We start from the raw sequence: 21602 nt of genomic DNA on the forward strand, positions 1-21602 counted from the left end.
ACCTAAACGCAATTAAATTGAGTGACAAAATCACTCACAATACCAAGAATATCATCTTTTATATCATCATTCATGTCACCCGACAACTTTTTTAAAACTCCAGGGTGAACAGTTTGAAAATAATTGATAAGATCACACTCGAACCTATTGATGTTGCTCACCTGTACCTTATTTAATTGACCATACAGATTAGAAAAGATATACATAAGCAATACTTGCTCTTCTATTTGCATAGGTGAATACTGTTTTTGCTTTAATAATTCAATAAGGTATTTACCTTTGTTTAAGGACAATTGAACAGTAGCATCAAGATCAGAACCAAATTTAGCAAAGTCTTCCAGTTCTCTATATTGGGCCAAACTCAGCTTTATAGAACCAGCAACTTTTTTCACAGATTTCAATTGTGCAGCAGAGCCAACCCGAGAAACCGATAAACCTATATTCACTGCAGGGCGAAATCCTTTGTGAAACAATTCAGACTCAAGAAAAATTTGTCCATCGGTAATTGAAATCACATTAGTTGGAACATATGCAGATACATCACCAGCCTGAGTCTCAATAATCGGCAAAGCAGTCAAAGATCCCTGTCCTTTTTCATCAGACATTTTGGCAGCTCTTTCAAGCAAGCGAGAGTGTACATAGAATATATCTCCAGGATAAGCTTCACGACCAGGAGGACGTCTGAGCAATAAGGACATCTGCCTATATGCCACAGCATGCTTAGATAAATCATCATATACCACCAAGCAATGCATTCCATTATCACGGAAAAATTCTCCAATAGTGCAACCGGTATAAGGTGCTAAAAATTGCATAGGCGCGCAGTCAGATGCGCTAGCCACAACTACGGTTGTATACTCTAATGCTCCACTTTCTTTTAGCTTATTCACCACTTTTGCTACCGTCGAAATTTTTTGTCCAATAGCAACATAAACACAGTAAATTTTTTGATTTTCGTTTACCTCATCATTAATCTTCTTCTGATTGATAATAGTATCAATCGCAATAGTGGTTTTACCAATTTGTCTATCGCCAATAATTAATTCACGTTGCCCTCTACCTATAGGAATCAACAAATCTATAATTTTAATTCCTGTCTGCAGAGGTTCATGCACAGATTTACGGTCAATAATACCTGGCGCTTTAGATTCTATATACATTTTGTTCTTGGCTCTAATTTCTCCGCCATCGTCTATAGGATCGCCTAATGCATTTACAACTCTCCCTAATAATTCATGACCTACAGGCACCTGTACAACATCACCACTACATTTTACAACGTCCCCTTCTTTTACATCACGGTCATTGCCAAGCACAACTATTCCAGCTGTATCATGATCTAAATCAAGAACTATTCCTTCTACACCGCTTGCAAAAGATACCTTTTCACCAAACTTTGCTTTTTCCAGCCCATAGACCAATGTAATACCATCCGTTACTGAAATTACTTCACCTATATTTTCTCGTTTTATAGGATTATCAAATGTCTCAACCTTCTCTTTTATTATGTTTACTACTTCAGAGGCATTTATGCTATTCTTCATATATAATTCCTTATTTTCAACATTTCCATTTTACTCAAATCAACCAATCTATCCAAATAACTCTTAAGCGAAGCATCAATCAAGTTAAAACCATACCTAACTACGAAGCCACCTAGTATAGAAGGATCAACCACATTACTGACTTTTATTATTTTACCAAGAAAGTTCAAAGATTCAGTAATTATTTTTATATCAGGTTTCTTTAAAACCTCTGCTGATTTTATAGTAATTTCCAATTCGTTTTCACTTTCCCTTACAAGATTTAAGAATTTTTCTAATATAAGGATTAATAAACGGGAGCGCTTGTTTGCAAGTGTAACCATAATAAATTTGACTAAGTTTTCACTCAAGTTCTCATTTATAGAAAGTATCGCTTCTTTTTTGTGCAAAAGAGAAACCATAGGATGAGATAGATACACAAAAACATCTTGATCTTTAAAAAAAGCTAACAAAAATTCTACTTCTTTTCTTATAATACCTAATCTGCTTCCTGAGACATGAAACAGTGCTCTAGCATAAGATGAAACTAAATTATTGTTTTTCATATTAAATTACCTATTCTAGTAAATCTAAGTTATTTAAGCTACCATTCCTCAATCCAAGCATTTTTTATATAAATAGGTCTTCTCCTTAAGGAAAGAAAACATAAATCATATCTGACTGAATAATCTAAAAAATCAAGATTTTTACTTAAGAAATATTTAGAAGAATTTATAATAGACTGACACTGAAAATGAGATATCGGTACTTCTTTTCCAAATAAACTTGTTTTAACTTCTATAAAAATCAGCTCCTTTTTTTTAGATACAATTAAGTCAATTTCACCCAACTTACAACGGAAGCGACGTTTTATAACATTATAGAATTTCAGCTTTAAATATATCGAAACTAACAATTCTCCAAAGTAACCTACAAAATAGCGTAACCTACTTACCATAAAAAGAATAATTAGCTTTGTGTAACTACTTTGCTTCCTTTTTTATTTTTACTATAAATCTCACCTTTTGCTGAAATATCTCTATCAACTAGCTCTATCACTGCCATTGGAGCGCAATCACCCTTTCGAGTACCAAATTTTATTATTCTAGAATATCCACCTTTACGGTCTTGATAACGATTAGCTAGAACGCTTAATAATTTATCAACTACTAACTTACTATTATGAAGACGTGAAAGCAAAAGCCTTCTACCATGTAAAGAATCGTTATTCTTAGCAATTGTAATAAACTTTTCCACATATGGACGAAGTGCTTTAGCCTTTGGTAAAGTAGTTACAATCTGCTCATGATTAATTAACGAGATAGATAGATTCTTTAACATTGATAACCTATGCTCGGTACAACGAGACAGTTTATTTTTCTTTATTCCATGTTTCATATACTACCTAATCCTCATCAGTATGTTGTTTAGCCAGTTCCTCTATATCCTTAGGCGGCCAATTTGGTATATTCATACCCAAAGACAAACCTGAATTATTTAAAATTGCCTTGATTTCATTCAAAGACTTTCGGCCAAAATTAGCAGTTCTTAACATTTCAACTTCCGTCTTTTGCACAAGATCACCTATATAAGTGATATTTTCATTTTTCAGACAGTTATGAGATCTAACAGATAATTCCATTTCATCTACTTTACGCAATAGAACAGGATCATAGCCCAAATCTTTAGCACCACCAGACAAAGAAACTTGCGATTTTTTATAACTCATATCAGAACTAATAAAAGGCTGAAATTGCTCCTGTAATATTCTTGCAGCATAGTCAACAGCTTGACTTGGAGAGATTGTACCATCAGTTTCAATTGACAATATCAGCTTATCTTTATCAGTAACTTGACCAACACGACTATTCTCTACTCTATACGAAACCCTCTCAACAGGACTATATAAAGCATTAACTGGAATAAAACCAATTAAATCTTGTTCATTCATAGACTTTAAAAATTCATTTTCTTTATATTTATTTACAGCAAGATAACCTTTTCCACTAGCAACATATATAGTAATGTTAAGCTCCACATCTTGACCTAGTGTACATATCACCAAATCTTTATTAACAATAGAGCATTGGTCATCAGTTTCTATCATTCCAGCTAATACTTGACAAGGCCCTTTAGCGCTCAAATTTAAGCACTTATTAGACGTGTTATTTAGCTTACATCTCAACATGCCCATATTTAATGCTATATCAGTTATGTCTTCCCTAACTCCTTGGATCGAAGTAAATTCATGATTCACGCCTTCAATTTTTATTCCATAAACAGCACTACCGCGAAGAGAAGACAACATTACACGCCTTAATGCATGACCCAACGTTAAAGCAAAACCACTTTCCAAAGGTTCTAGAACTATATCACCTTTTTTACTTGAATCACCTGATATTACCTTAATCGCATTAGGCTTAGTTAATCTATCTAAATTTCCACAGAAAGAAACACTATCACTATAATACATACAAAAACCTTCCAAATATCCTATACTCTTCTTTTTTTCCTTAATCTACAACCATTATGAGGTATCGCCGTTTTATCTGCAATTGAAGTGACAGTCAATCCACAATTCCGAAGTGCTTTAACTGCAGCTTCTGCACCAAAACCAGGACCACGAATTATTACAGAAACAACCTTCATACCAAATCTCTCTATTACTTTCTTCGCAGCAGAATCGGCAACCTTACCTGCAGCATAAGGTGTGGATTTTCTCGAACCAGAAAAACCACATGCACCAACAGAAGTTTGGTAAAGCGTATTACCACAAACATCAGTCACATTTACAAAAGTATTATTAAAAGTTGCACGAATATGGACAATACCAGTAATAAACCTTTTTGTATTCTTACCAACCGTTTTAACTTTTTTCATAAAAACTCACGATAATAACAAATTTTATTTTTTCCCAGCAATAGGCAATTTAGATCTGCCTTTACGAGTTTTAGCATTAGTATGGGTTCTTTGTCCCCTCACAGGCAAACCTTTTCTATGCCTTAATCCTCTATAGCAACCGATTTCCATTAAAGATTTTATATCCATAGCCACTTTTTTTCTTAGCTCACCCTCTATGACATATTTTTGCCTAATAAAACTACTAATTTTCTCTATATCTTCATCTTGTAATTCTGAAACACGCTTACGCTCATCAATTTTACAGCTACGACAAATTATATTCGCAGTAGTAATACCTATACCATGTATATAAGTTAATGCAAAAGGAATACACTTCTTCACTGGAACATTTATGCCTGCAATACGTGCCACTGATACCTCGATACTTTATTAATAATAACTCTTAATTTATACCATAAAACAACTTATAGTCAAATCAAATTACAAGAAATTTTACTTTCAATCTCTTGCATTACTCTATCAACACTCAAATTAGCGTTAATTGTTAACAACTTGCCCTTATAATACTCGCGCAAACCCTTCATCTGAAAATGATATTCTCTTATCCTCTTATTAATTGCAAGCATATTAGCATCATCAATTCTCTTCTCCAATCTCGTACTTTTACATTTAGCACAAGTAGTATTTTTAAAAGAAGATATACTATATATACTTTTACAATCCAAACAAGTAAGACGATCTTTTAATCTATCAATTGCAATATTATCGTCAAGCTGCAACTCAATTACAAGATCAACATCCCTATTGCATCTTTTTTGCAAAACTTGAGTTAAAAAATGAGCTTGATTTAAATTTCTTGGAAAACCATCTAACAAAAAATCACCATCTATTAATGCAAGCTGGTCACACAATAATTTACATATAACTTCATCTTGAATTAAATTACCAGATTCAACAGTATCCTTTATTCCTTTACCTAATTTACTCCCACTAGATATAATATTCCTTAATAAATCTCCTACTGAAACTAATTTAAAATTATACTTTGCTATTAACAAACTGGACTGAGTACCCTTACCAGAGCCAGGAGGACCAAAAATTGTAATAATCACTTTAGTCTCCTTGTTTTAGACTCATATTTCTTTATCCAACTATCGTACCTATTTGAAAAAACATAAGATTGTACTTGCATAATAGTATCAGTAATAACGTTAACTATAATCAGCAAGCTCGTCCCACCAAAAATAAATGGTATATCATAATGATACCTCATAATTTCAGGTATAGTACATATTACCACCAAATACGCAGACCCAATAAATGTTAATTTAAAAACTATATCTTGAAGATAATCAGAAGTATGTTTTCCAGGCCCTCTACCAGGAATAAAACCACCATTTTTCCTAAGAAAATCAGCATTTTCCTCTGGATTAAATATAAAATTGGTATAGAAAAAATTAAAAAGTACTATGAGTATTAAGTAAGTTATAATGTACATCACTTTATTTTCCATAAAGTAGTTTAAAATAAAATCAGCAATGGCATGACCTTTATAGAAATTTGCAATTGAAATAGGCGTTAATAAAATTGCGTTAGCAAAAATAGTTGGTATTACACCAGATAAATTGATCTTCAATGGAATGTAAGTAAAATCATCATTATGTAATTTTTTAAACTGTTTTTTGGGATATTGAACAATTACCTTTCTATAAGAAGATTCTGTAAAAATGACTAAAAGGAGCAGTAAAAAAAACAATGCTATAACAAAAAGGGTAATGAAAAACGACATACTACCATTTTTATTTAATGTTAGCAGAGATGATAAAGCATTATGTAATTCAGATGTTATGCCAGTAAAAATGATTAATGAGATACCATTGCCTATACCGCTCACACTGATCCGCTCACCAAGCCATATTAAAAATATAGTTCCACCTAAAAGGCTAAAGACACCTATAGTACGAAACATAATACCAGGTTCAACTACAACTAATACCCCTTCCCTATTCATTCTTTCTAACCCTATTAAGATCGTAATTGATTGAAAGATACAAAACACTATAGTCATATAGCGTATATAAGAGTTCATCTTTCGACGTCCTAACTCTCCTTCATTTTTAATTTCATTGATTCCTTTAACGGCAGAAGATAATAATTGCATAACTATGGATGCAACTATGTATGGCATAACGTTTAACGCCAAGATCGTCATTCTAGCTAAAGCGCCACCAGAAAATAAATTAAATACTCCAAAAACACCAGAACTCTCTTTTGGAAATATATCATTGATTATATCAAGATTAACTCCAGGAATAGGAACATAAGTGCCTAAACGATAACAAACTAAAGCCATTAGCGTAAAAAATATACGCTTTAGTAAATCACTTTTATATAACAACGTAGAATCCAAACTATTAAATGCAAATTTACTGCTCATGATTTACGATAGTATTTCTACACTACCACCAACTGAAGCTACAGATCTTTTTGCAGCTTCTGATGCAAAATCAACATGAAACACAAATTTTTCGCTTAATTTACCCTTATTAAGAAGTTTGATTTTACTTTTAACAGATCTGATAAAACCTAGTTTATGCAGTAGCTCCTTATCTATGATAGAATCCTTGACTATTTTTTTAGCTTCCATTAAGCACTGTACATCACCAACATTAAATATAGAGTATAAGTTTTTGCGTATAGGCTTAAAACCTCTTTTAGGTAAACGAGTATATATAGACTGCTGTCCACCTTCAAAACCATTTATAGAAACGCCACTTCTCGCTTTTTGCCCCTTATGCCCCCTACCGGATGTTTTACCTTTACCACAACCAATACCTCTACCTAATAATTTAGGCTTCTTTTTCTTAGATAATTTGGTAAACACAGAATTTAATTTTACAGCATCATTCATACTTTACCTATTTCCAACTATCTCACTAATCTTTTTACCCCTCTTACCTGCCACTTGGCGAGGAGATAACATAACATCAAAAGCCTTAAATACTGCACATATAATATTATGGGGATCATTTGATCTAGTAGACTTAGCTACCACATCCTTTATACCTAATACCTCAAAAACCGACCTCATTGCTCCACCAGCAATAATACCTGTTCCAGTTCTTGCAGCTCTTAAAACTATCTCACCAGAACAAAATTTAGCTTTAATATCATGATGTAAAGTTCTACCTTCACGTAAGTACACCCTAATCATCGACTTCTTTGCAGCATTTACAGCTTTCACTCTTGCTTCAGCAACCTCTGCGTGTTTACCTATTCCACATCCTACCCTACCCTTACCATCACCAACAACAACCAAAGTTGAAAATGAAAATCTTCTACCACCTTTAGTAACCGTTGTTACCCTTCGGACTGAAACCAAAAGTTCTGATAAATCATTATTATTTTGTAAATTCTTTACAGCCATACTTCAAACCTTCTAAAATTCAAATCCAGAGCTTCTTAAAGCTTCAGCAAATTGAGAAATCAATCCTGTATACTTATATGCCCCCCGATCAAAGACGAACCGCTGCTGCAATTTTGTACTAGGCAGACGCTCAATCAATAAAGAAGAAACCTGTTTTATAGTTTCAGCATTGACCCTACCTTTACATACATTCCTAATTTTATCATCCAAAGTAGAAGCAGAAGCTAGGGTTGTTCCTTTTGCATCGTTAATCAACTGAACGTAAAAATGTTTATTAGACTTAAATATGGATATACGTAAACGCCCAGCCCTCTTATCGAGCTTCGCTCTATTACGAAGTTTCCTTTTTTCATAGCTACTTAAAAAATTATACAATCTTTTCATTTTAATTACTTCTTTTTATTTACAACCTTACGCAGCATAAATTTGCCTTTTATTACAATACCCTTACCTTTATAAGGATCATATTTTCTAATTTTGCATATATCAGAAGCCACCATATAGACTTTTTGCTTATCCATACCACGAATCACTAAATGAGTTGGCTTTATACACTTAATCTCAACGTCTTTAGGCACTTTATACTTAATATTATGACTATAACCAAGATATAAAGTCAAATACTTATCATCACATTCTGCTTTATACCCTACACCATTAATCTCAAGATCAACAGAAAAACCATTAACCATACCGTTAATCATGTTATTAATATTACTTCTATAAGTGCCCCATATAGATTTTATTTTATTATAATCATCCCTGCCTTGATCAACAGAAAGTAACAATTGATTATCAACTATCTGACACAGAATGCCACTACACAAGCTCAGCTCTTTTTCTACCCTAACACTTCTTATTAATACCCTACCATTATTATATTCAACTGAAAGATCAGCAGGAATATTGATAGGTGCGGCACCTATACGAGACATACATTTCTCCTATCATTTAAAATACACGACACAAAACTTCTCCACCAACTTTTAATCTACGTGCATTATAATCGGTCATCACTCCTTTCGGCGTAGATATAATAAAAATTCCAAGACCATTATATGCTTTAGAAATGTCCTTACACTTAGAATAATAACGACAACCGGGCTTTGATACCCTAGCTATATCATTAATCACAGGTGATTTATCATAATACTTTAACTGTACAACAAGCGAAGGGACACTATCACTCTCTTGCTTTTCATAATTAAGAATATACCCTTCCTCTTTTAAGATCTTCAATATAGAAGAATTCACTTTAGAGAATAGGACTCTTGTTTCCCTATGCATTGCCAATTGAGCATTACGTATTCTTGTTAAAAAATCACCAATACCATCAGATAACGACACTATTACACTCCTTATATCACATTTACCAACTAGATTTTGTAACCCCTGGAACTTGTCCAAAAGAACACAAATCACGTAAAACAATCCTACATAAACCAAATTTTCTATATACTCCTCTCGGCCTACCAGTTAAAGCGCATCTATTCCTAATTCTGATTTTAGAAGAATCTCTAGGCAATTTTTTAATCAGCTTATTTTGAGCTGCAAACCTTTTTGCAATAGATAAATCCTTATTATTCATTATAGATTTTAATTCTTCCCTTCTCTCCCTATACTGATCGCATAACTTTATTCTACGAAGATTCTTCTGTATCATGGATTTTTTTGCCATATATATTTTCTCTCAATTATCAAAAAAAGGGAATTTAAGAGCCAGTAATAATTCCTTTGCTTCCTTATCACTAACTGCACTTGTTATAATATTAATATCCATACCTCTAATTTTACTTATTTTATCATAGTCTATTTCTAAAAATGATATATGCTCCTTGATACCAAAGGAAAAATTACCATGACCATCAAATTGCTTCACACTAAACCCTCTAAAATCTTTTTCCCTTGGCAAAGCAATATATATTAATCTTTCTAAGAATTCATACATTTTATTTCTACGCAAAGTCACTTTACAACCTACCGTTGCACCTTTTCTAATTTTGAAACCAGAAATAGATTTTTTTGCAAAGGTTAACACAGGCTTTTGCCCAGCAATCAAATGTAGATTATCAAATGGCTCATTTATCGCTTTATTGTCCGTAGCAGCATCTCCAACTCCCATATTGATACACACCTTGACAAGTTTAGGCACTTGCATTACATTGCCGTAATTAAACTTATCCTTTAAGGATTTTACTATATTATCTTTATACAATTGTTTAAACATATCAACCTAATCTATCACTTCTCCAGAAACTTTTGCAAAACGCACTTTTCTACCATCTATAATCTTAAATCCTACTTTAGTTGGAGTTTTACACTTAGGATCCAATATTGCAACATTGGATACATCAATAGCTAACTCTTTATTCAATATACCACCACCACTACCAGCTCTTGATTTAGTATGTCTCTTACACACATTTACGCCAGAAACAACTACTTTCTTTTTAGCATCACGTATTATAACTTTGATTACCTTACCAATTTTTCTCTTATCTTTACCAGTTAAAACTATAATATCATCACCACTTTTTATTTTAGCACTCATTATAAAACCTCATCAGCTAATGACATTATTTTCATAAAAGAACCAGATAATAACTTTTTTACTGGACCAAACACCCGAGTGCCAAGTGGTTCACCTTGATCATTAATTAAAACCACAGCATTGCTAGAAAAACGAATTACAGAACCATCAGATTTCTTAACACTATTTTTTACTCTAACAACAACTGCTTTATATACTTTTCCTTTTTCAACTTTACCTTTTGGGTTAATAGACTTAGTAGATATAATAATCGTATCACCTACAGATGCAGATTTCCTACCACCTAACAAGCCAATACAAAGCACTGCACGCGCACCAGAATTATCAGCTACTTCTAACAATGTATTTTTTTGAATCATATAAATACCTATTCCTTTTTAGCTATTGATAACAACCCATTTTTTAGTAACAGAAATAGGCTTATGTTCCTGTATTAAAACCCTATCTCCCTTTTTGCAACTATTACCCTCATCATGTGCTGTATACTTCTTATATTTTTTAATAACTTTTTTATACAACCTATCCTTATACACTTGTAACACCGAAACCTTTACAGTCTTATCAGACTCAGCATTAGTTACGACACCACAAAAAACCTTCTTAGGCATTTTTTCCCTCTCTCTTTCTTCTATTCAATACAGTTAGACTACGAGCTATGCTCTTTTTTATTAAGCTAAAACGTGAAAAATTGTTGCACTGGCCCAGCTTTTTTTGAAAAGCCAAATTAACAAATTCTTTCCTCAAATTCACAAGGAGTTCATGTAATCCTTGTGAAGATTCTGATTCAAATTTAACTATATCCATTGCAACTCCATTCAATTATGATTAGATATAAATTTACACTTCATAGGAAGCTTAGCAGTCGCTTTTTCAAGCGCCAATCTTGCTAAATGCATGGGAACATCACTACTAATTTCAAACAAAACCCTACCGGGCTTAGCTTTAAATACCCAAAATTCAACACTACCTTTCCCTTTACCCATACGTACATCTGCTGGCTTTTTACTAACCGGGGTATCAGGAAAAATTCTTATCCACAATTTACCAGAGCGTTTTAACGTTCTAGATATTACGCGCCTTGCAGTTTCAATATGCTTAGACTGAACCTTACCTACTTCCATAGCTTTTAATCCATAATCTCCAAAAGACAGCGTGCTACCACCCTTAGCATTACCCTTGATTCTCCCCTTAAATGACTTTTTATATTTACTCTTTTTGGGAACAAACATTTCAATATACCTTAACTACCAACATAAACCCAAACTTTAACTCCTATAATACCACATATAGTCTTCGCTTCACAAAAAGCATAATCTATATTAGCACGCAAAGTGTGTAAAGGCAAACGACCTTCTTTGTACCATTCAGTACGAGCTATTTCAGCTCCACCAAGACGCCCAGAGCAACTTACTTTAATACCCTCAGCACCCATCTTCAAACAATTTTGAATAGCTTTTTTCATCGCTCTTCTACATGAAATCCTTTTTTCTAGCTGATGTGTAATACTCCTTGATATTAAAACTGCATCTATTTCAGACTTTTTAACTCCTACTACATTCACTTCGACACTACTTTTTACTTTTTTAGCTATTTTTTGCTTTATCTTCTCAACATCTAAACCTTTCTTACCTATTATAACTCCAGGCTTAGAAGAATGTATTATTACAGACACTAAATTAACTGTACGCTCTACAATTACTTTAGAAATACCAGCATGCTTAAAGGATTCATTTATATAACTGCGAATAAATAGATCGTGATGCAATCTCTGTTTATAATCGTCTGTAGCACACCAAACAGAATCCCAGGTATTACTATTTACTTGTAATCTAAATACTTTAGGATTAACCTTCTGTCCCATATTTTTACACTTTCCTTATTAACTTTCCATTTCTATAAATCATACAATTTCTTTCAATTTTATAGTTATATTACTATAAAATTTACTCATTCTATTAGCCCTACCCATAGCTTTTGGATATACTCTACGCAAAGTAAGGGACTTACCTATTAAAATTTCCTTTATATATAAATTATCAATGTTCAATCCATAATTATTTTGAGCATTAGAAATTGCAGAATTCAACACTTTCATTATAAAACCAGCAGCTTTTTTTTCACAAAATCTTAATTGTACATTAGCAAAAGAAACTTTTTTATTACGTACTAAATCAGCAACCAAATTCAATTTGCGAGGAGTCGATCTTAAAATCCTAGAACCAGCCTCAACTATTATATCCCTATTTTTCATATAAATTACCTATCTTCTTGTTGCCTTTTTATCACCACCGTGCCCAGTAAATTTACGAGTAGGTGAAAATTCACCAAATTTATGACCTATCATATTCTGATTATCAATACTAACAGGAATGTAATCTTTACCATTATAAACAGCAAACTTTAAACCCAAACAATTAGGAAGAATTACAGAAGCCCTGGAATGAATTTTTATCACCTTATTAATAGAACCCTCTTTTAAAGCTCTCTGAACTAATCTTAGTACAGATGGGTGTAAAAAAGGTGGTTTCCATACAGATCTACTCATAAATTAACCTTTCAATTTTTTTATATACTTATCACTAGATTTATTTTTTTTCCTAGTTTTCCTTCCTTTTGTTGCAACACCCCAAGGAGTAACAGGATGACGACCGCCAGAAGTTTTTCCCTCTCCACCTCCATGAGGATGGTCAACCGGATTCATTGCAACTCCACGTACAGTAGGTCTAATCCCAAGCCACCTACTTCTCCCAGCTTTACCCAACTTTCTATTCTTATGGTCAGGGTTAGATACTACACCAATAGTAGCCTTGCAAGAAGATAAAATCAACCTAATTTGACCAGACCTGAGTCGTAATAAAACATATTGACCATCACGACCAACGATTTGTGCATAACAACCAGCAGCTCTAGCAATCGCAGCACCATTACCTGGCTTCAGCTCAACATTATGAACGAAAGAACCAACAGGTATATGCTTGAGTAGTAAACAATTCCCTGGCAAAATATCAGCATCATCTCCAGCTGTCACAACATCACCAGGCTTCATACCTTGAGGAGCTAATATATAAGATTTAGCATCATCTTCCTTATATGATACTAATGCTAAAAACCCACTTCTATTTGGATCATACTCTATTTTCTCAACTACACCCTGATCACTTCTATTACGTTTAAAATCTATAACTCTATACTTCTTCTTGTGACCACCACCCCTGTGACGAGTTGTAATTCTACCATGATTATTTCTTCCACCACTGGATTTCTTACCAAATACAAGAGACTTCTCCGGCTTATCTTTTGATAAACCAATTTTACTTATTAATATAGTCCCACGAGAAGACGGAGTAACAGGATTAAAAAATTTCATACCCATATTAAACGCTCATTATATCTAATTTTTGACCATCTATCAAAGAAAAATAAACCTTTTTTCTCTGTTTTTTACAACCAATCACACCCCTGAAACGTCTATATTTAGGTTTAACTCTAATAACATTTATAGAAGAAGTTCTGACATTAAATAAAGACTCTATTGCCGATTTTATTTGACGCTTATTTACATTTACAAAAACATACAAAGAGTATTTATTAAACTTCTCTCTTAAAAGAGAAGACTTTTCTGTGATTACAGGAGATTTTATTATATTATTATATTTAATCATAACAATCTACCTTCAAGATGCTTTAAAGTGTCTTTTGTTAACATCACGCATTCATGATTCAATATATCAAAAACATTTAACCCAATGGGTTTGATTAAATCTACATAATGCAAATTTTTAGCAGCACGTAACAAATCATCTCCATAATCACCAACTATTAAAAAAGAAGAAAATTTAAAATTTTTAATATATTCACACATTTTAGATGTTTTCTTCACATCAACATTTAAACTATCAAGAACAATAACTTGATTATTTAAATATTTTAGAGATAAAGCAATTTTTAAACCAAATTTACGTACTTTTTTATTAAGAGAATAAGCATGACTCCTCACAACAGGACCAAAAATAATTCCACCACCTCTAAATTGAGGAGATCGCAAGCTCCCCTGTCTCGCCCTACCGGTACGTTTTTGACCATAAGGCTTAGCTGTTGTACCAGAAACATCACTGATACCCTTTGTTTTATGAGCACCAACTCTTCTCTTTGCTAATTGCCATCTCACTATATCATGCAAAATACTCAATTTTTGCTTGGCAGAAAATATCAAGGGATTAAGCTCAACACTACCTACATTATTATTAGATAGATCAACTAATTCACATTCCATAACTAACTCACCAAATTATTAGCATCATCACTCATATTCAACAGCAGACCTACTGGAAAAGGAACATCTTTATGTAAAGGCTTTTTAACTGCATCTCTCACAAAAACATAAGAGTTTTTAAACCCAGGAACATTATTACCCTTTACAGCAATTATGCTATTTTCATAATCAATGGATAATATTTTCATATTCTGTACAGTTACTCTGCTATTACCTAAATGACCAGCCATTTTCTTCCCCTTGAATACTCTACCAGGATCTTGACATTGACCAGTAGAACCTTGTGATCTATGAGCAATAGAAACGCCATGAGATGCCCTAAGCCCACTGAAGTTATGCCGCTTCATCACACCAGCAAACCCTTTGCCTAAAGAATAACCCGTAATGTCAAGATATTGACCAACTACAAAATGATTAACCCCCACCTTTTTACCACATTCTATTCCGAATAGATCAGTTAATCTACTTTCGTATAATTTACATTTACTATTTATACCCTTTTTCTTTAAATATTCCAACTGAGGTTTTGCTATTTTTTTTAAATCTCCTGTGCCTAAAATGACTGAATTGTAGCCACATTTATCTTGTCCTTTTATATCGATAATATAAGTTTCGCTGAGATGCAATAAGGTTACAGCCATGCGACTATTATCAAAATACATAGCAGTATGGCCAACATTCGTCATTAACAAACCAATTCTCCTAAGCGAATTTATTCTCTTCATTTCCTTTTCCTAAATATTAACTTCCTTAACCTTTAAATCCACTTCTACACCAGCAGAAAAAGATAAATCTGCAAGCATCTTCATCATAGTAGAAGTAGGATTATGTACAATAATTAACCGCTTAGAAATTCTCATTTCAAATTGCTCACGAGATTTTTTATCAACATGAGGAGACCTATTAACAGTAAATTTAGAATCTTTTCTTGGCAACGCAATCGGACCAGATAAATCTGCATTAAACTGCTTTAATTGATCAATAAACTCGCGAATACACTTTTCCAACAAAGAACAATCGAAAGCTTTGATTCTAATATATATATCTTGCTTCATCTTAGTTATTATACTCATTCTAAAATTTCCGAAACAACCCCAGAACCAACAGTTCTACCACCTTCTCTTATCGCAAAACGCAATCCTTTATCCATTGCTATTGGTACTTGCAACTCCACTTCTATACTTACATTGTCCCCTGGCATTACCATCTCCTTTCCATCTAGCAATTTTATGCTCCCAGTTACATCCGTTGTCCTTAAATAAAACTGTGGCTGATAATTTCCAAAAAATGGTGTATGCCTTCCTCCTTCTTCTTTCTTCAATATATACACCTCCGCATTAAATTTCTTATGCGGGGTTATTGTCCCTGGTTTTGCCAATACTTGCCCTCTCTCCACTTCTTCTCTCTTTGTTCCTCTTAGTAGTATTCCTACATTGAGTCCTGCACTTCCCTTATCTAGCAACTTCTTAAACATCTCAACACCAGTACATATCGTCTTTTGCGTCCCTTTCAGACCTATTATCTCTATCTCGTCCCCTGTCTTTATCTCCCCCTTCTCTATTCTTCCTGTTACTACCGTCCCTCGGCCCGATATTGAAAATACATCTTCTATTGGCAACAAAAACGGCAAATCTATAGGCCTTGGAGGTACTGCCACATACTCATCTAACTTCTCCATCAATTTATCTATTGATTTCTTTCCATACTCACTACTATCATCCTCTAATGCTTTTAACGCAGACCCAACTATCATAGGCACTTCATCACCTGGAAATCCATACTTACTCAGCAACTCTCTCACTTCCATTTCTACCAAATCTATCATATCAGCATCAGCAACATCAGCTTTATTTATATATACCACGATATATCCAACACCCACCTGTTTTGCCAGCAATATATGCTCTCTCGTTTGTGGCATCGGCCCATCAACCCCTGACACTACCAATATCGCTGCATCCATCTGTGCTGCACCTACTATCATATTCTTTACATAATCAGCATGTCCAGGGCAATCAACGTGTGCATAGTGTCTCTTTTCTGTTTGATATTCAACATGCGCTGTTGCTATTGTTATACCTCTCTTTCTCTCTTCTGGCGCTTTATCTATTTGATCATATGCTACAAAATTACCATAATGCTTTGTTATCGCCGCTGTTAACGTTGTCTTCCCATGATCCACATGTCCTATCGTTCCCACGTTTACATGCGGCTTTCCAAATGCTTCTACTATCGCTGTCATAATCTTAACTCTTCTACTTAAAATACAAATACATCAATAAATAATATGTTGATTTTATATAAATACAACAAAAAAAGAGCGGATAGTGGGAATCGAACCCACGTCACTAGCTTGGAAGGCTAGAGCTCTACCATTGAGCTATACCCGCACAATGGAGGAGGTAGGATTCGAACCTACGTACGCAATGCGGACAGATTTACAGTCTGTTACCTTTAACCACTCGGTCACTCCTCCACAAAAATCTGTTAAGAGAACACTACCTTAACTTAAGTTTTATTATTTCTAATATTAAACATCCAAATCCAAAAGATCAAGTAATAAAAGCTAATCTAACTGATTTCAGTTAGATTTTACTTTTATATAACAAAATATTGTCAATAAAACGCCCAAATAAATAATGTGAATCATGTGTACCTGGCGCTTCTTCTGGATGGTATTGAGTAGAAAAGACTGGGTAATCCTTCATCATTATCCCCTCTACACTATTATCAAATAGAGAAATATGAGTAACTTCAACGTTACTTGGAAGAGAAGCTGAATCAACAACAAAACCATGATTTTGGCTAGTTATCTCAACTTTTTTATTCTCTAGATCATAAATTGGATGATTACTCCCTCGATGACCAATATCCATCTTGACAGTCTTTGCTCCCAAAGTAACTGCAAGTAATTGATGGCCCAGGCATATGCCAAAAACTGGTATTTTAGATTTCACAATAATTTCTATTTCTGAAATTACACTCTCTCCTATCTCTTGTGGATCACCAGGGCCATTTGAAAGCACTATACCATCTGGATTCATGCTTAATATTTTGTGAGCAAAACCTGTATCTGGTTTGACTAATTCAACCGTACAATCAAGTTCTACTAAGCGTGAGATTATACTATTTTTTATACCGAAATCAACAATTACAATCCTATATTTTGCATTAAGAGCGCTTTGAAAGTTATTACTTAAACTGACTTTCTTAGTTATTTCTATTCCATTTACAGATTTGTATTTCTTCAATTCATCTAATATATGTGCCTCACTTGACGGACATATCATTCCATTTTGAGATCCATGTTTTCTCAAATATCTCGTCAAAGCTCTAGTATCAATTCCCGATATCCCAACTACATTATTTTTCTCCAACCAATCATTTAAACTAATATATGAAGAAGAGTGAGACATAGGAGAAAGTTCACGCATAACCACACCACTTGCAAAAATTTTCTCTCCTTCATTATCTTTATGATTTATTCCAACATTACCAATATGAGGAAAAGTGAACGCTATGATTTGATTAGCAAAAGAAGGATCGGTTATAGTATGTTGATACCCGGTCATACCAGTGATAAAACAAACTTCACCTATACATTTGCCCTTTTTACCTACCGATCTTCCCCAAAAGCACTTGCCATCTTGTAAAACTAAAGCTGCATCCTGCATTTAATTCTCTCAACTCATTTAAAATATTATATAAGAATTTTAAATTACAAGTAAGCAAATACTAAATTTCCCTTTAACTTTATATAAAATTCAAAATTATAAGTAGCTTTCTTTTTTTATTATTTAGCAAAATTATAGCAAACTTAACTTGTGTGAATAGGCAATAGTCATTACATTCATACTTCACGTTATGTAAATTCACATGGATAGAAAAACTTGTCTCATTACAGGAGCATCATCTGTCATTGGAGAAAGTCTAGCACGTTTGCTCATTAAAGATGGATGATTTGTGGTTGGCATTGCAAGGCGCACTGAAAAACTGGAAAAATTAAAAGAAGAATTAGGTAGTAATTTTTTACCTATAACATGTGATGTAAGCAAAAGTGAAAATATTAAAAACTCGTCTGATTTTTTAAAAAAGCAAAATATTATACCAAATCTCTTTTTTCTTAATGCAGGATGTGGCGAAATAGAAGATAAGTTTCATACCAACATTCATAGAAAAACATTTGAAACCAATTATTTTGGCGTTATCAACTGGATTGAAGAATGGATTCATCATAATTCCTTGGCAACTTTTGCGGTTATATCTTCTCTTGTTGCTATGCATGCAACACCACATGCTTCTGCATACTGTGCCAGCAAAGCAGCACTAAAAAGTTGTTTTCAATCACTAAAAATCCAATATGCTGACAGTAGCACAAAGTTTATCACCATAATGCCAGGGCCAGTAAAAACAGATATGTTTAAGTCTAATAAACCACTTCCCTTCATATGGGAGCCAGAAAAAGCTGCAGCATATATTTTAAAAAGTATATTTAAAGGAAAGAAAGTTATAGCGTTTCCAATTTTCTGGCGGTTATTTTTTCATATTTTACAAATTCTTCCCACTAAAATGACTGCAAGAATCTTACGATAATCACCAAATCTACCATCTTGTAAAGCTAAAGCTCTTCAAAACTCAATCGCAAGCTTCTCCACACAAAAACATCTTGACTATAGCATGTTTCATATTATATGAATAAACTGTTAATGAAAGTGGAGGGTTGCAATGCCTAATAATACAGATCAGTCTAAAAAAATAAATGAGAAATGGTTATTTATAGGAGGTGCTTCACTGTTTCTTGTAATAATGCTACCATCAATTTTTCTCTTAGCAAAAATAGCTATGATGTTTGTTATAATCTCAACGACAGCAATAGCAATAAAAATTGCCTCAAAAGCAATATCAAACGTTTTAGAGGATAAAGAGAATCAATCAACACAAAATAAAATTATAAACCTAGCTATTGGAGCAGTGTCCATACTTGCAGGTGGGATATCATTACTTATTACAGCAAAAGTTGGTTTCATCGCAATATGCTCAACTATAGCTATTTTAGCTCTGTATGAATATATTAAAGATGAAAAAATAGGTAAGGATATAAATGATAAATTCGATGAAATAGCTAATGATACAACTGAGTTTTGCGTCAACAACATTGAAAAACTTATTCCATCACAAAGTTGTGAAGTGTAATCTTTTGTTTATAAATTTTTAGATGCATGGCTAACGTATAAACACTGAAATCAGCACTTCCTTTCTTGTTATTCTAGCAATGGCTTCCATCATCAAAAATGTTGTATTACTTTTATACTCGCAAATCTAAATGGATTCCAGTGCTGGAATGACATTACCTTGAATGGAAATCGGTGCGTGATGTACATCTGTATAGAGATTAAATATGTCATTCAGTTTGTTATCATTCTAGTACTGCCATTCTATAGGTAACAGCTGTACCTGGAAATCCTCTCTTGTCATTTCAGCACTGGAATCCAGAAAACTTAATTTCAAACCAGTACTTTCCCTCTTTTCATCCCAATTTCCAAAATGTTACTCCAGTACTGAAATCCAGCTTTTTTATAACTATCGAAAACACTGTATTACTTTACAAATTTAACTAGATATAATTACTTGCATGGCACGTTCGTAAAATTACGATAAAAAATTACTTGACAAACTCTAATAGTTTTGTTACCATACGTAGTGAAGGCGTTCTAGAGCTCGGAATCTATCTTCGTCTGCAGACTTTTCAATTCAATTAATCTATAATCTTCAGTTAAAATATATTTAAGCTATACTTCGGTCGTAGCTGTATACATTTTTCTGAATCTTTTTTTATTAACAGGAGGGTCATTATGTTTAAAATTCTGAATTACGCATATCATTAACCTGCATGTCTTTAAGGGACAGATGGTACCTATGTCCTTTTTATATTATATTTTATAGCAATATCATGTATTACTTTACGCCCCAGTCTTTTTCAAATATTGCGAGCCCTTGATCAGTAAGTGGATGATTAATTAACTGTCTAAGTATTTTTGCTGGTACAGTAATTGAATGAGCACCAAGCCGTGCAGCTTCTATTACATGTGCTGGACTTCTTACTGATGCAACAAGAACTTTTGTCTTAAAATTATAATTAGAATATATAGTGCATATATCTTCTATTAGCGATAGGCCATCATAGCTTATATCATCAAGGCGACCAACAAAGGGAGAAATAAAACAAGCACCGACCTTAGCGGCAAACAGTGCTTGTCCAGGAGAAAAACATAATGTAATGTTAGCAGGTATTTTATGTTCTGTCCACAACTTTTTACAAGAAATTAATCCTTCATGTGTAAGGGGTAACTTTACTACGATATTACTAGCTATTTTCGCTAACTTCAGGCCTTCCTTAACCATATCTTCATGGCTATCTGCAACAACTTCAACACTAACAGGCCCTTTTATAATAGAGCATATTTCGCTTACTAAATCTTCGTACTTATCTTTATGTCCAGATTTTGCTATTAAAGAAGGATTAGTTGTTATGCCATCAATGAACTCTTTTAGCTCCTTAATTTCATTCAAATCAACACTATCAAGAAAAATTTCCATATTATTGTCCTATTAAAAACCTATTTTTACAAAATATTGTCATCTTTGAAAAGTATTAAATAAAATCGGATTTTTAACTCAACTCAATTTTCAGTCCGTTAGGAAAGAAAATATTGCACTGAGACACAGTATACTCCTGGTAATAAACATGAATTGGTTGCACTTTATTAACAAAATTAGCATAACCAATTTCTGAAGTTTACTAGCTTTACGTTCAATAGAAATTCTTGCATAGCCTAAAACTTAGTGCTACTATTAGTATAGTAACATAAATAGGTAGTGAGGAACAATAAACAAAATGACTAAGTTCGAGTTTAATGCTCGCAATTAAATTCAACTAAAAAGGTTCATATAAAAGGAGTTTTGATA

34 protein-coding genes and 2 tRNA genes are annotated in these 21602 nt (G+C 33.3%); 2 read left to right on the forward strand and 34 right to left on the reverse strand.

What is annotated here, in order from left to right; genetic code table 11:
- Nucleotides 1–2 precede the first annotated feature (2 nt).
- From atpA to carA, 33 genes are all read right to left on the reverse strand, one after another.
- Nucleotides 3–1544: a F0F1 ATP synthase subunit alpha gene (gene atpA / locus ABWU33_RS06360; protein WP_007302558.1), complete on the reverse strand. Its 1542-nt coding sequence runs from the start codon at nt 1542–1544 to the stop codon at nt 3–5.
- Complete coding sequence (atpH, locus tag ABWU33_RS06365; protein ID WP_250120310.1) at nt 1541–2089, reverse strand: ATP synthase F1 subunit delta; 549 nt, start codon at nt 2087–2089, stop codon at nt 1541–1543. Before atpH ends, atpA begins: the two co-directional genes overlap by 4 nt.
- Nucleotides 2090–2127: 38 nt before the next feature.
- A complete protein-coding gene (locus tag ABWU33_RS06370; RefSeq protein ID WP_264330569.1) occupies nt 2128–2481 on the reverse strand; it encodes a YraN family protein in 354 nt (117 codons plus the stop codon).
- Nucleotides 2482–2492: 11 nt separating this feature from the next.
- Nucleotides 2493–2921 (reverse strand): 50S ribosomal protein L17, encoded by a 429-nt coding sequence (gene rplQ / locus ABWU33_RS06375; RefSeq protein WP_010404731.1) that lies wholly within the window; start codon nt 2919–2921, stop codon nt 2493–2495.
- Nucleotides 2922–2928: 7 nt separating this feature from the next.
- Complete coding sequence (locus ABWU33_RS06380) at nt 2929–3996, reverse strand: DNA-directed RNA polymerase subunit alpha (RefSeq protein ID WP_353280656.1); 1068 nt, start codon at nt 3994–3996, stop codon at nt 2929–2931.
- A gap of 20 nt (nt 3997–4016) precedes the next feature.
- Nucleotides 4017–4403, reverse strand: coding sequence for a 30S ribosomal protein S11 (gene rpsK, locus ABWU33_RS06385; RefSeq protein ID WP_006012273.1), 387 nt, complete (start codon nt 4401–4403; stop codon nt 4017–4019).
- A 24-nt stretch (nt 4404–4427) separates the two neighbouring features.
- The gene (rpsM, locus tag ABWU33_RS06390) at nt 4428–4796 is read right to left on the reverse strand and encodes a 30S ribosomal protein S13 (protein ID WP_006012270.1); all 369 of its coding nucleotides are present in this window, start codon (nt 4794–4796) and stop codon (nt 4428–4430) included.
- Nucleotides 4797–4855: 59 nt separating this feature from the next.
- Nucleotides 4856–5497: an adenylate kinase family protein gene (locus ABWU33_RS06395; RefSeq protein ID WP_211907868.1), complete on the reverse strand. Its 642-nt coding sequence runs from the start codon at nt 5495–5497 to the stop codon at nt 4856–4858.
- Nucleotides 5494–6822 (reverse strand): preprotein translocase subunit SecY, encoded by a 1329-nt coding sequence (secY, locus tag ABWU33_RS06400; RefSeq protein ID WP_353280657.1) that lies wholly within the window; start codon nt 6820–6822, stop codon nt 5494–5496. Before secY ends, ABWU33_RS06395 begins: the two co-directional genes overlap by 4 nt.
- Nucleotides 6823–6825: 3 nt before the next feature.
- Nucleotides 6826–7296 (reverse strand): 50S ribosomal protein L15, encoded by a 471-nt coding sequence (rplO, locus tag ABWU33_RS06405; protein WP_006012263.1) that lies wholly within the window; start codon nt 7294–7296, stop codon nt 6826–6828.
- A 3-nt stretch (nt 7297–7299) separates the two neighbouring features.
- Entirely contained in the window at nt 7300–7812 is a 513-nt protein-coding gene (gene rpsE / locus ABWU33_RS06410) for a 30S ribosomal protein S5 (RefSeq protein ID WP_010404712.1), read from the reverse strand.
- Between the two features lie 12 nt (nt 7813–7824).
- Nucleotides 7825–8196 (reverse strand): 50S ribosomal protein L18, encoded by a 372-nt coding sequence (gene rplR / locus ABWU33_RS06415; protein ID WP_211907864.1) that lies wholly within the window; start codon nt 8194–8196, stop codon nt 7825–7827.
- 5 nt (nt 8197–8201) lie between these two features.
- Complete coding sequence (gene rplF / locus ABWU33_RS06420; protein WP_250120306.1) at nt 8202–8747, reverse strand: 50S ribosomal protein L6; 546 nt, start codon at nt 8745–8747, stop codon at nt 8202–8204.
- Nucleotides 8748–8763: 16 nt separating this feature from the next.
- Complete coding sequence (gene rpsH, locus ABWU33_RS06425; protein WP_211907861.1) at nt 8764–9159, reverse strand: 30S ribosomal protein S8; 396 nt, start codon at nt 9157–9159, stop codon at nt 8764–8766.
- 22 nt (nt 9160–9181) lie between these two features.
- Complete coding sequence (gene rpsN / locus ABWU33_RS06430) at nt 9182–9490, reverse strand: 30S ribosomal protein S14 (RefSeq protein ID WP_211907860.1); 309 nt, start codon at nt 9488–9490, stop codon at nt 9182–9184.
- 12 nt (nt 9491–9502) lie between these two features.
- Nucleotides 9503–10039: a 50S ribosomal protein L5 gene (rplE, locus tag ABWU33_RS06435; protein WP_211907859.1), complete on the reverse strand. Its 537-nt coding sequence runs from the start codon at nt 10037–10039 to the stop codon at nt 9503–9505.
- 6 nt (nt 10040–10045) lie between these two features.
- Nucleotides 10046–10363 carry a 50S ribosomal protein L24 gene (gene rplX, locus ABWU33_RS06440; protein WP_369800742.1) on the reverse strand — a complete coding sequence of 106 codons (318 nt, stop codon included), beginning with the start codon at nt 10361–10363 and terminating at the stop codon, nt 10046–10048.
- On the reverse strand, nt 10363–10722 hold the full coding sequence (gene rplN / locus ABWU33_RS06445) for a 50S ribosomal protein L14 (protein ID WP_007302542.1): 360 nt from the start codon (nt 10720–10722) through the stop codon (nt 10363–10365). The genes rplX and rplN overlap by 1 nt, the downstream gene beginning before the upstream one ends.
- Nucleotides 10723–10740: 18 nt before the next feature.
- On the reverse strand, nt 10741–10971 hold the full coding sequence (gene rpsQ / locus ABWU33_RS06450; RefSeq protein ID WP_211907858.1) for a 30S ribosomal protein S17: 231 nt from the start codon (nt 10969–10971) through the stop codon (nt 10741–10743).
- Nucleotides 10964–11167, reverse strand: coding sequence for a 50S ribosomal protein L29 (rpmC, locus tag ABWU33_RS06455; RefSeq protein WP_211907857.1), 204 nt, complete (start codon nt 11165–11167; stop codon nt 10964–10966). Before rpmC ends, rpsQ begins: the two co-directional genes overlap by 8 nt.
- Nucleotides 11168–11178: 11 nt before the next feature.
- A complete protein-coding gene (rplP, locus tag ABWU33_RS06460; RefSeq protein ID WP_211907856.1) occupies nt 11179–11592 on the reverse strand; it encodes a 50S ribosomal protein L16 in 414 nt (137 codons plus the stop codon).
- 11 nt (nt 11593–11603) lie between these two features.
- Nucleotides 11604–12224 (reverse strand): 30S ribosomal protein S3, encoded by a 621-nt coding sequence (gene rpsC, locus ABWU33_RS06465; protein WP_211907855.1) that lies wholly within the window; start codon nt 12222–12224, stop codon nt 11604–11606.
- Between the two features lie 39 nt (nt 12225–12263).
- The gene (gene rplV / locus ABWU33_RS06470) at nt 12264–12614 is read right to left on the reverse strand and encodes a 50S ribosomal protein L22 (RefSeq protein WP_211907853.1); all 351 of its coding nucleotides are present in this window, start codon (nt 12612–12614) and stop codon (nt 12264–12266) included.
- Nucleotides 12615–12623: 9 nt separating this feature from the next.
- On the reverse strand, nt 12624–12908 hold the full coding sequence (gene rpsS / locus ABWU33_RS06475; RefSeq protein WP_211907851.1) for a 30S ribosomal protein S19: 285 nt from the start codon (nt 12906–12908) through the stop codon (nt 12624–12626).
- Between the two features lie 3 nt (nt 12909–12911).
- Nucleotides 12912–13736: a 50S ribosomal protein L2 gene (gene rplB, locus ABWU33_RS06480; protein ID WP_353280658.1), complete on the reverse strand. Its 825-nt coding sequence runs from the start codon at nt 13734–13736 to the stop codon at nt 12912–12914.
- A 1-nt stretch (nt 13737) separates the two neighbouring features.
- A complete protein-coding gene (locus ABWU33_RS06485; protein ID WP_211907847.1) occupies nt 13738–14025 on the reverse strand; it encodes a 50S ribosomal protein L23 in 288 nt (95 codons plus the stop codon).
- On the reverse strand, nt 14022–14636 hold the full coding sequence (gene rplD, locus ABWU33_RS06490) for a 50S ribosomal protein L4 (RefSeq protein WP_006012216.1): 615 nt from the start codon (nt 14634–14636) through the stop codon (nt 14022–14024). The genes ABWU33_RS06485 and rplD overlap by 4 nt, the downstream gene beginning before the upstream one ends.
- A 2-nt stretch (nt 14637–14638) precedes the next feature.
- Nucleotides 14639–15361 carry a 50S ribosomal protein L3 gene (gene rplC / locus ABWU33_RS06495; protein WP_012482005.1) on the reverse strand — a complete coding sequence of 241 codons (723 nt, stop codon included), beginning with the start codon at nt 15359–15361 and terminating at the stop codon, nt 14639–14641.
- Nucleotides 15362–15370: 9 nt separating this feature from the next.
- Nucleotides 15371–15691: a 30S ribosomal protein S10 gene (rpsJ, locus tag ABWU33_RS06500; protein ID WP_012482004.1), complete on the reverse strand. Its 321-nt coding sequence runs from the start codon at nt 15689–15691 to the stop codon at nt 15371–15373.
- Nucleotides 15692–15705: 14 nt separating this feature from the next.
- Nucleotides 15706–16878, reverse strand: coding sequence for an elongation factor Tu (tuf, locus tag ABWU33_RS06505; RefSeq protein WP_211907845.1), 1173 nt, complete (start codon nt 16876–16878; stop codon nt 15706–15708).
- A 77-nt stretch (nt 16879–16955) separates the two neighbouring features.
- Nucleotides 16956–17026, reverse strand: a tRNA-Gly gene (locus tag ABWU33_RS06510).
- A gap of 4 nt (nt 17027–17030) precedes the next feature.
- A tRNA-Tyr gene (locus ABWU33_RS06515) sits at nt 17031–17112 on the reverse strand.
- A 109-nt stretch (nt 17113–17221) separates the two neighbouring features.
- Nucleotides 17222–18310 carry a glutamine-hydrolyzing carbamoyl-phosphate synthase small subunit gene (carA, locus tag ABWU33_RS06520; RefSeq protein ID WP_211907842.1) on the reverse strand — a complete coding sequence of 363 codons (1089 nt, stop codon included), beginning with the start codon at nt 18308–18310 and terminating at the stop codon, nt 17222–17224.
- A gap of 289 nt (nt 18311–18599) precedes the next feature.
- On the opposite strand from carA, the gene ABWU33_RS06525 reads away from it, so the two are divergent.
- Nucleotides 18600–19229 (forward strand): SDR family NAD(P)-dependent oxidoreductase, encoded by a 630-nt coding sequence (locus ABWU33_RS06525; RefSeq protein WP_246433137.1) that lies wholly within the window; start codon nt 18600–18602, stop codon nt 19227–19229.
- 132 nt (nt 19230–19361) lie between these two features.
- Complete coding sequence (locus tag ABWU33_RS06530) at nt 19362–19829, forward strand: hypothetical protein (protein ID WP_250120303.1); 468 nt, start codon at nt 19362–19364, stop codon at nt 19827–19829.
- Between the two features lie 762 nt (nt 19830–20591).
- Here the strand turns inward: ABWU33_RS06530 and fsa are convergent.
- A complete protein-coding gene (gene fsa, locus ABWU33_RS06535; RefSeq protein WP_211907840.1) occupies nt 20592–21233 on the reverse strand; it encodes a fructose-6-phosphate aldolase in 642 nt (213 codons plus the stop codon).
- Nucleotides 21234–21602: the final 369 nt, after the last annotated feature.

This window comes from Wolbachia endosymbiont (group B) of Cyclophora punctaria (assembly GCF_964028235.1).
Classification (GTDB): domain Bacteria; phylum Pseudomonadota; class Alphaproteobacteria; order Rickettsiales; family Anaplasmataceae; genus Wolbachia.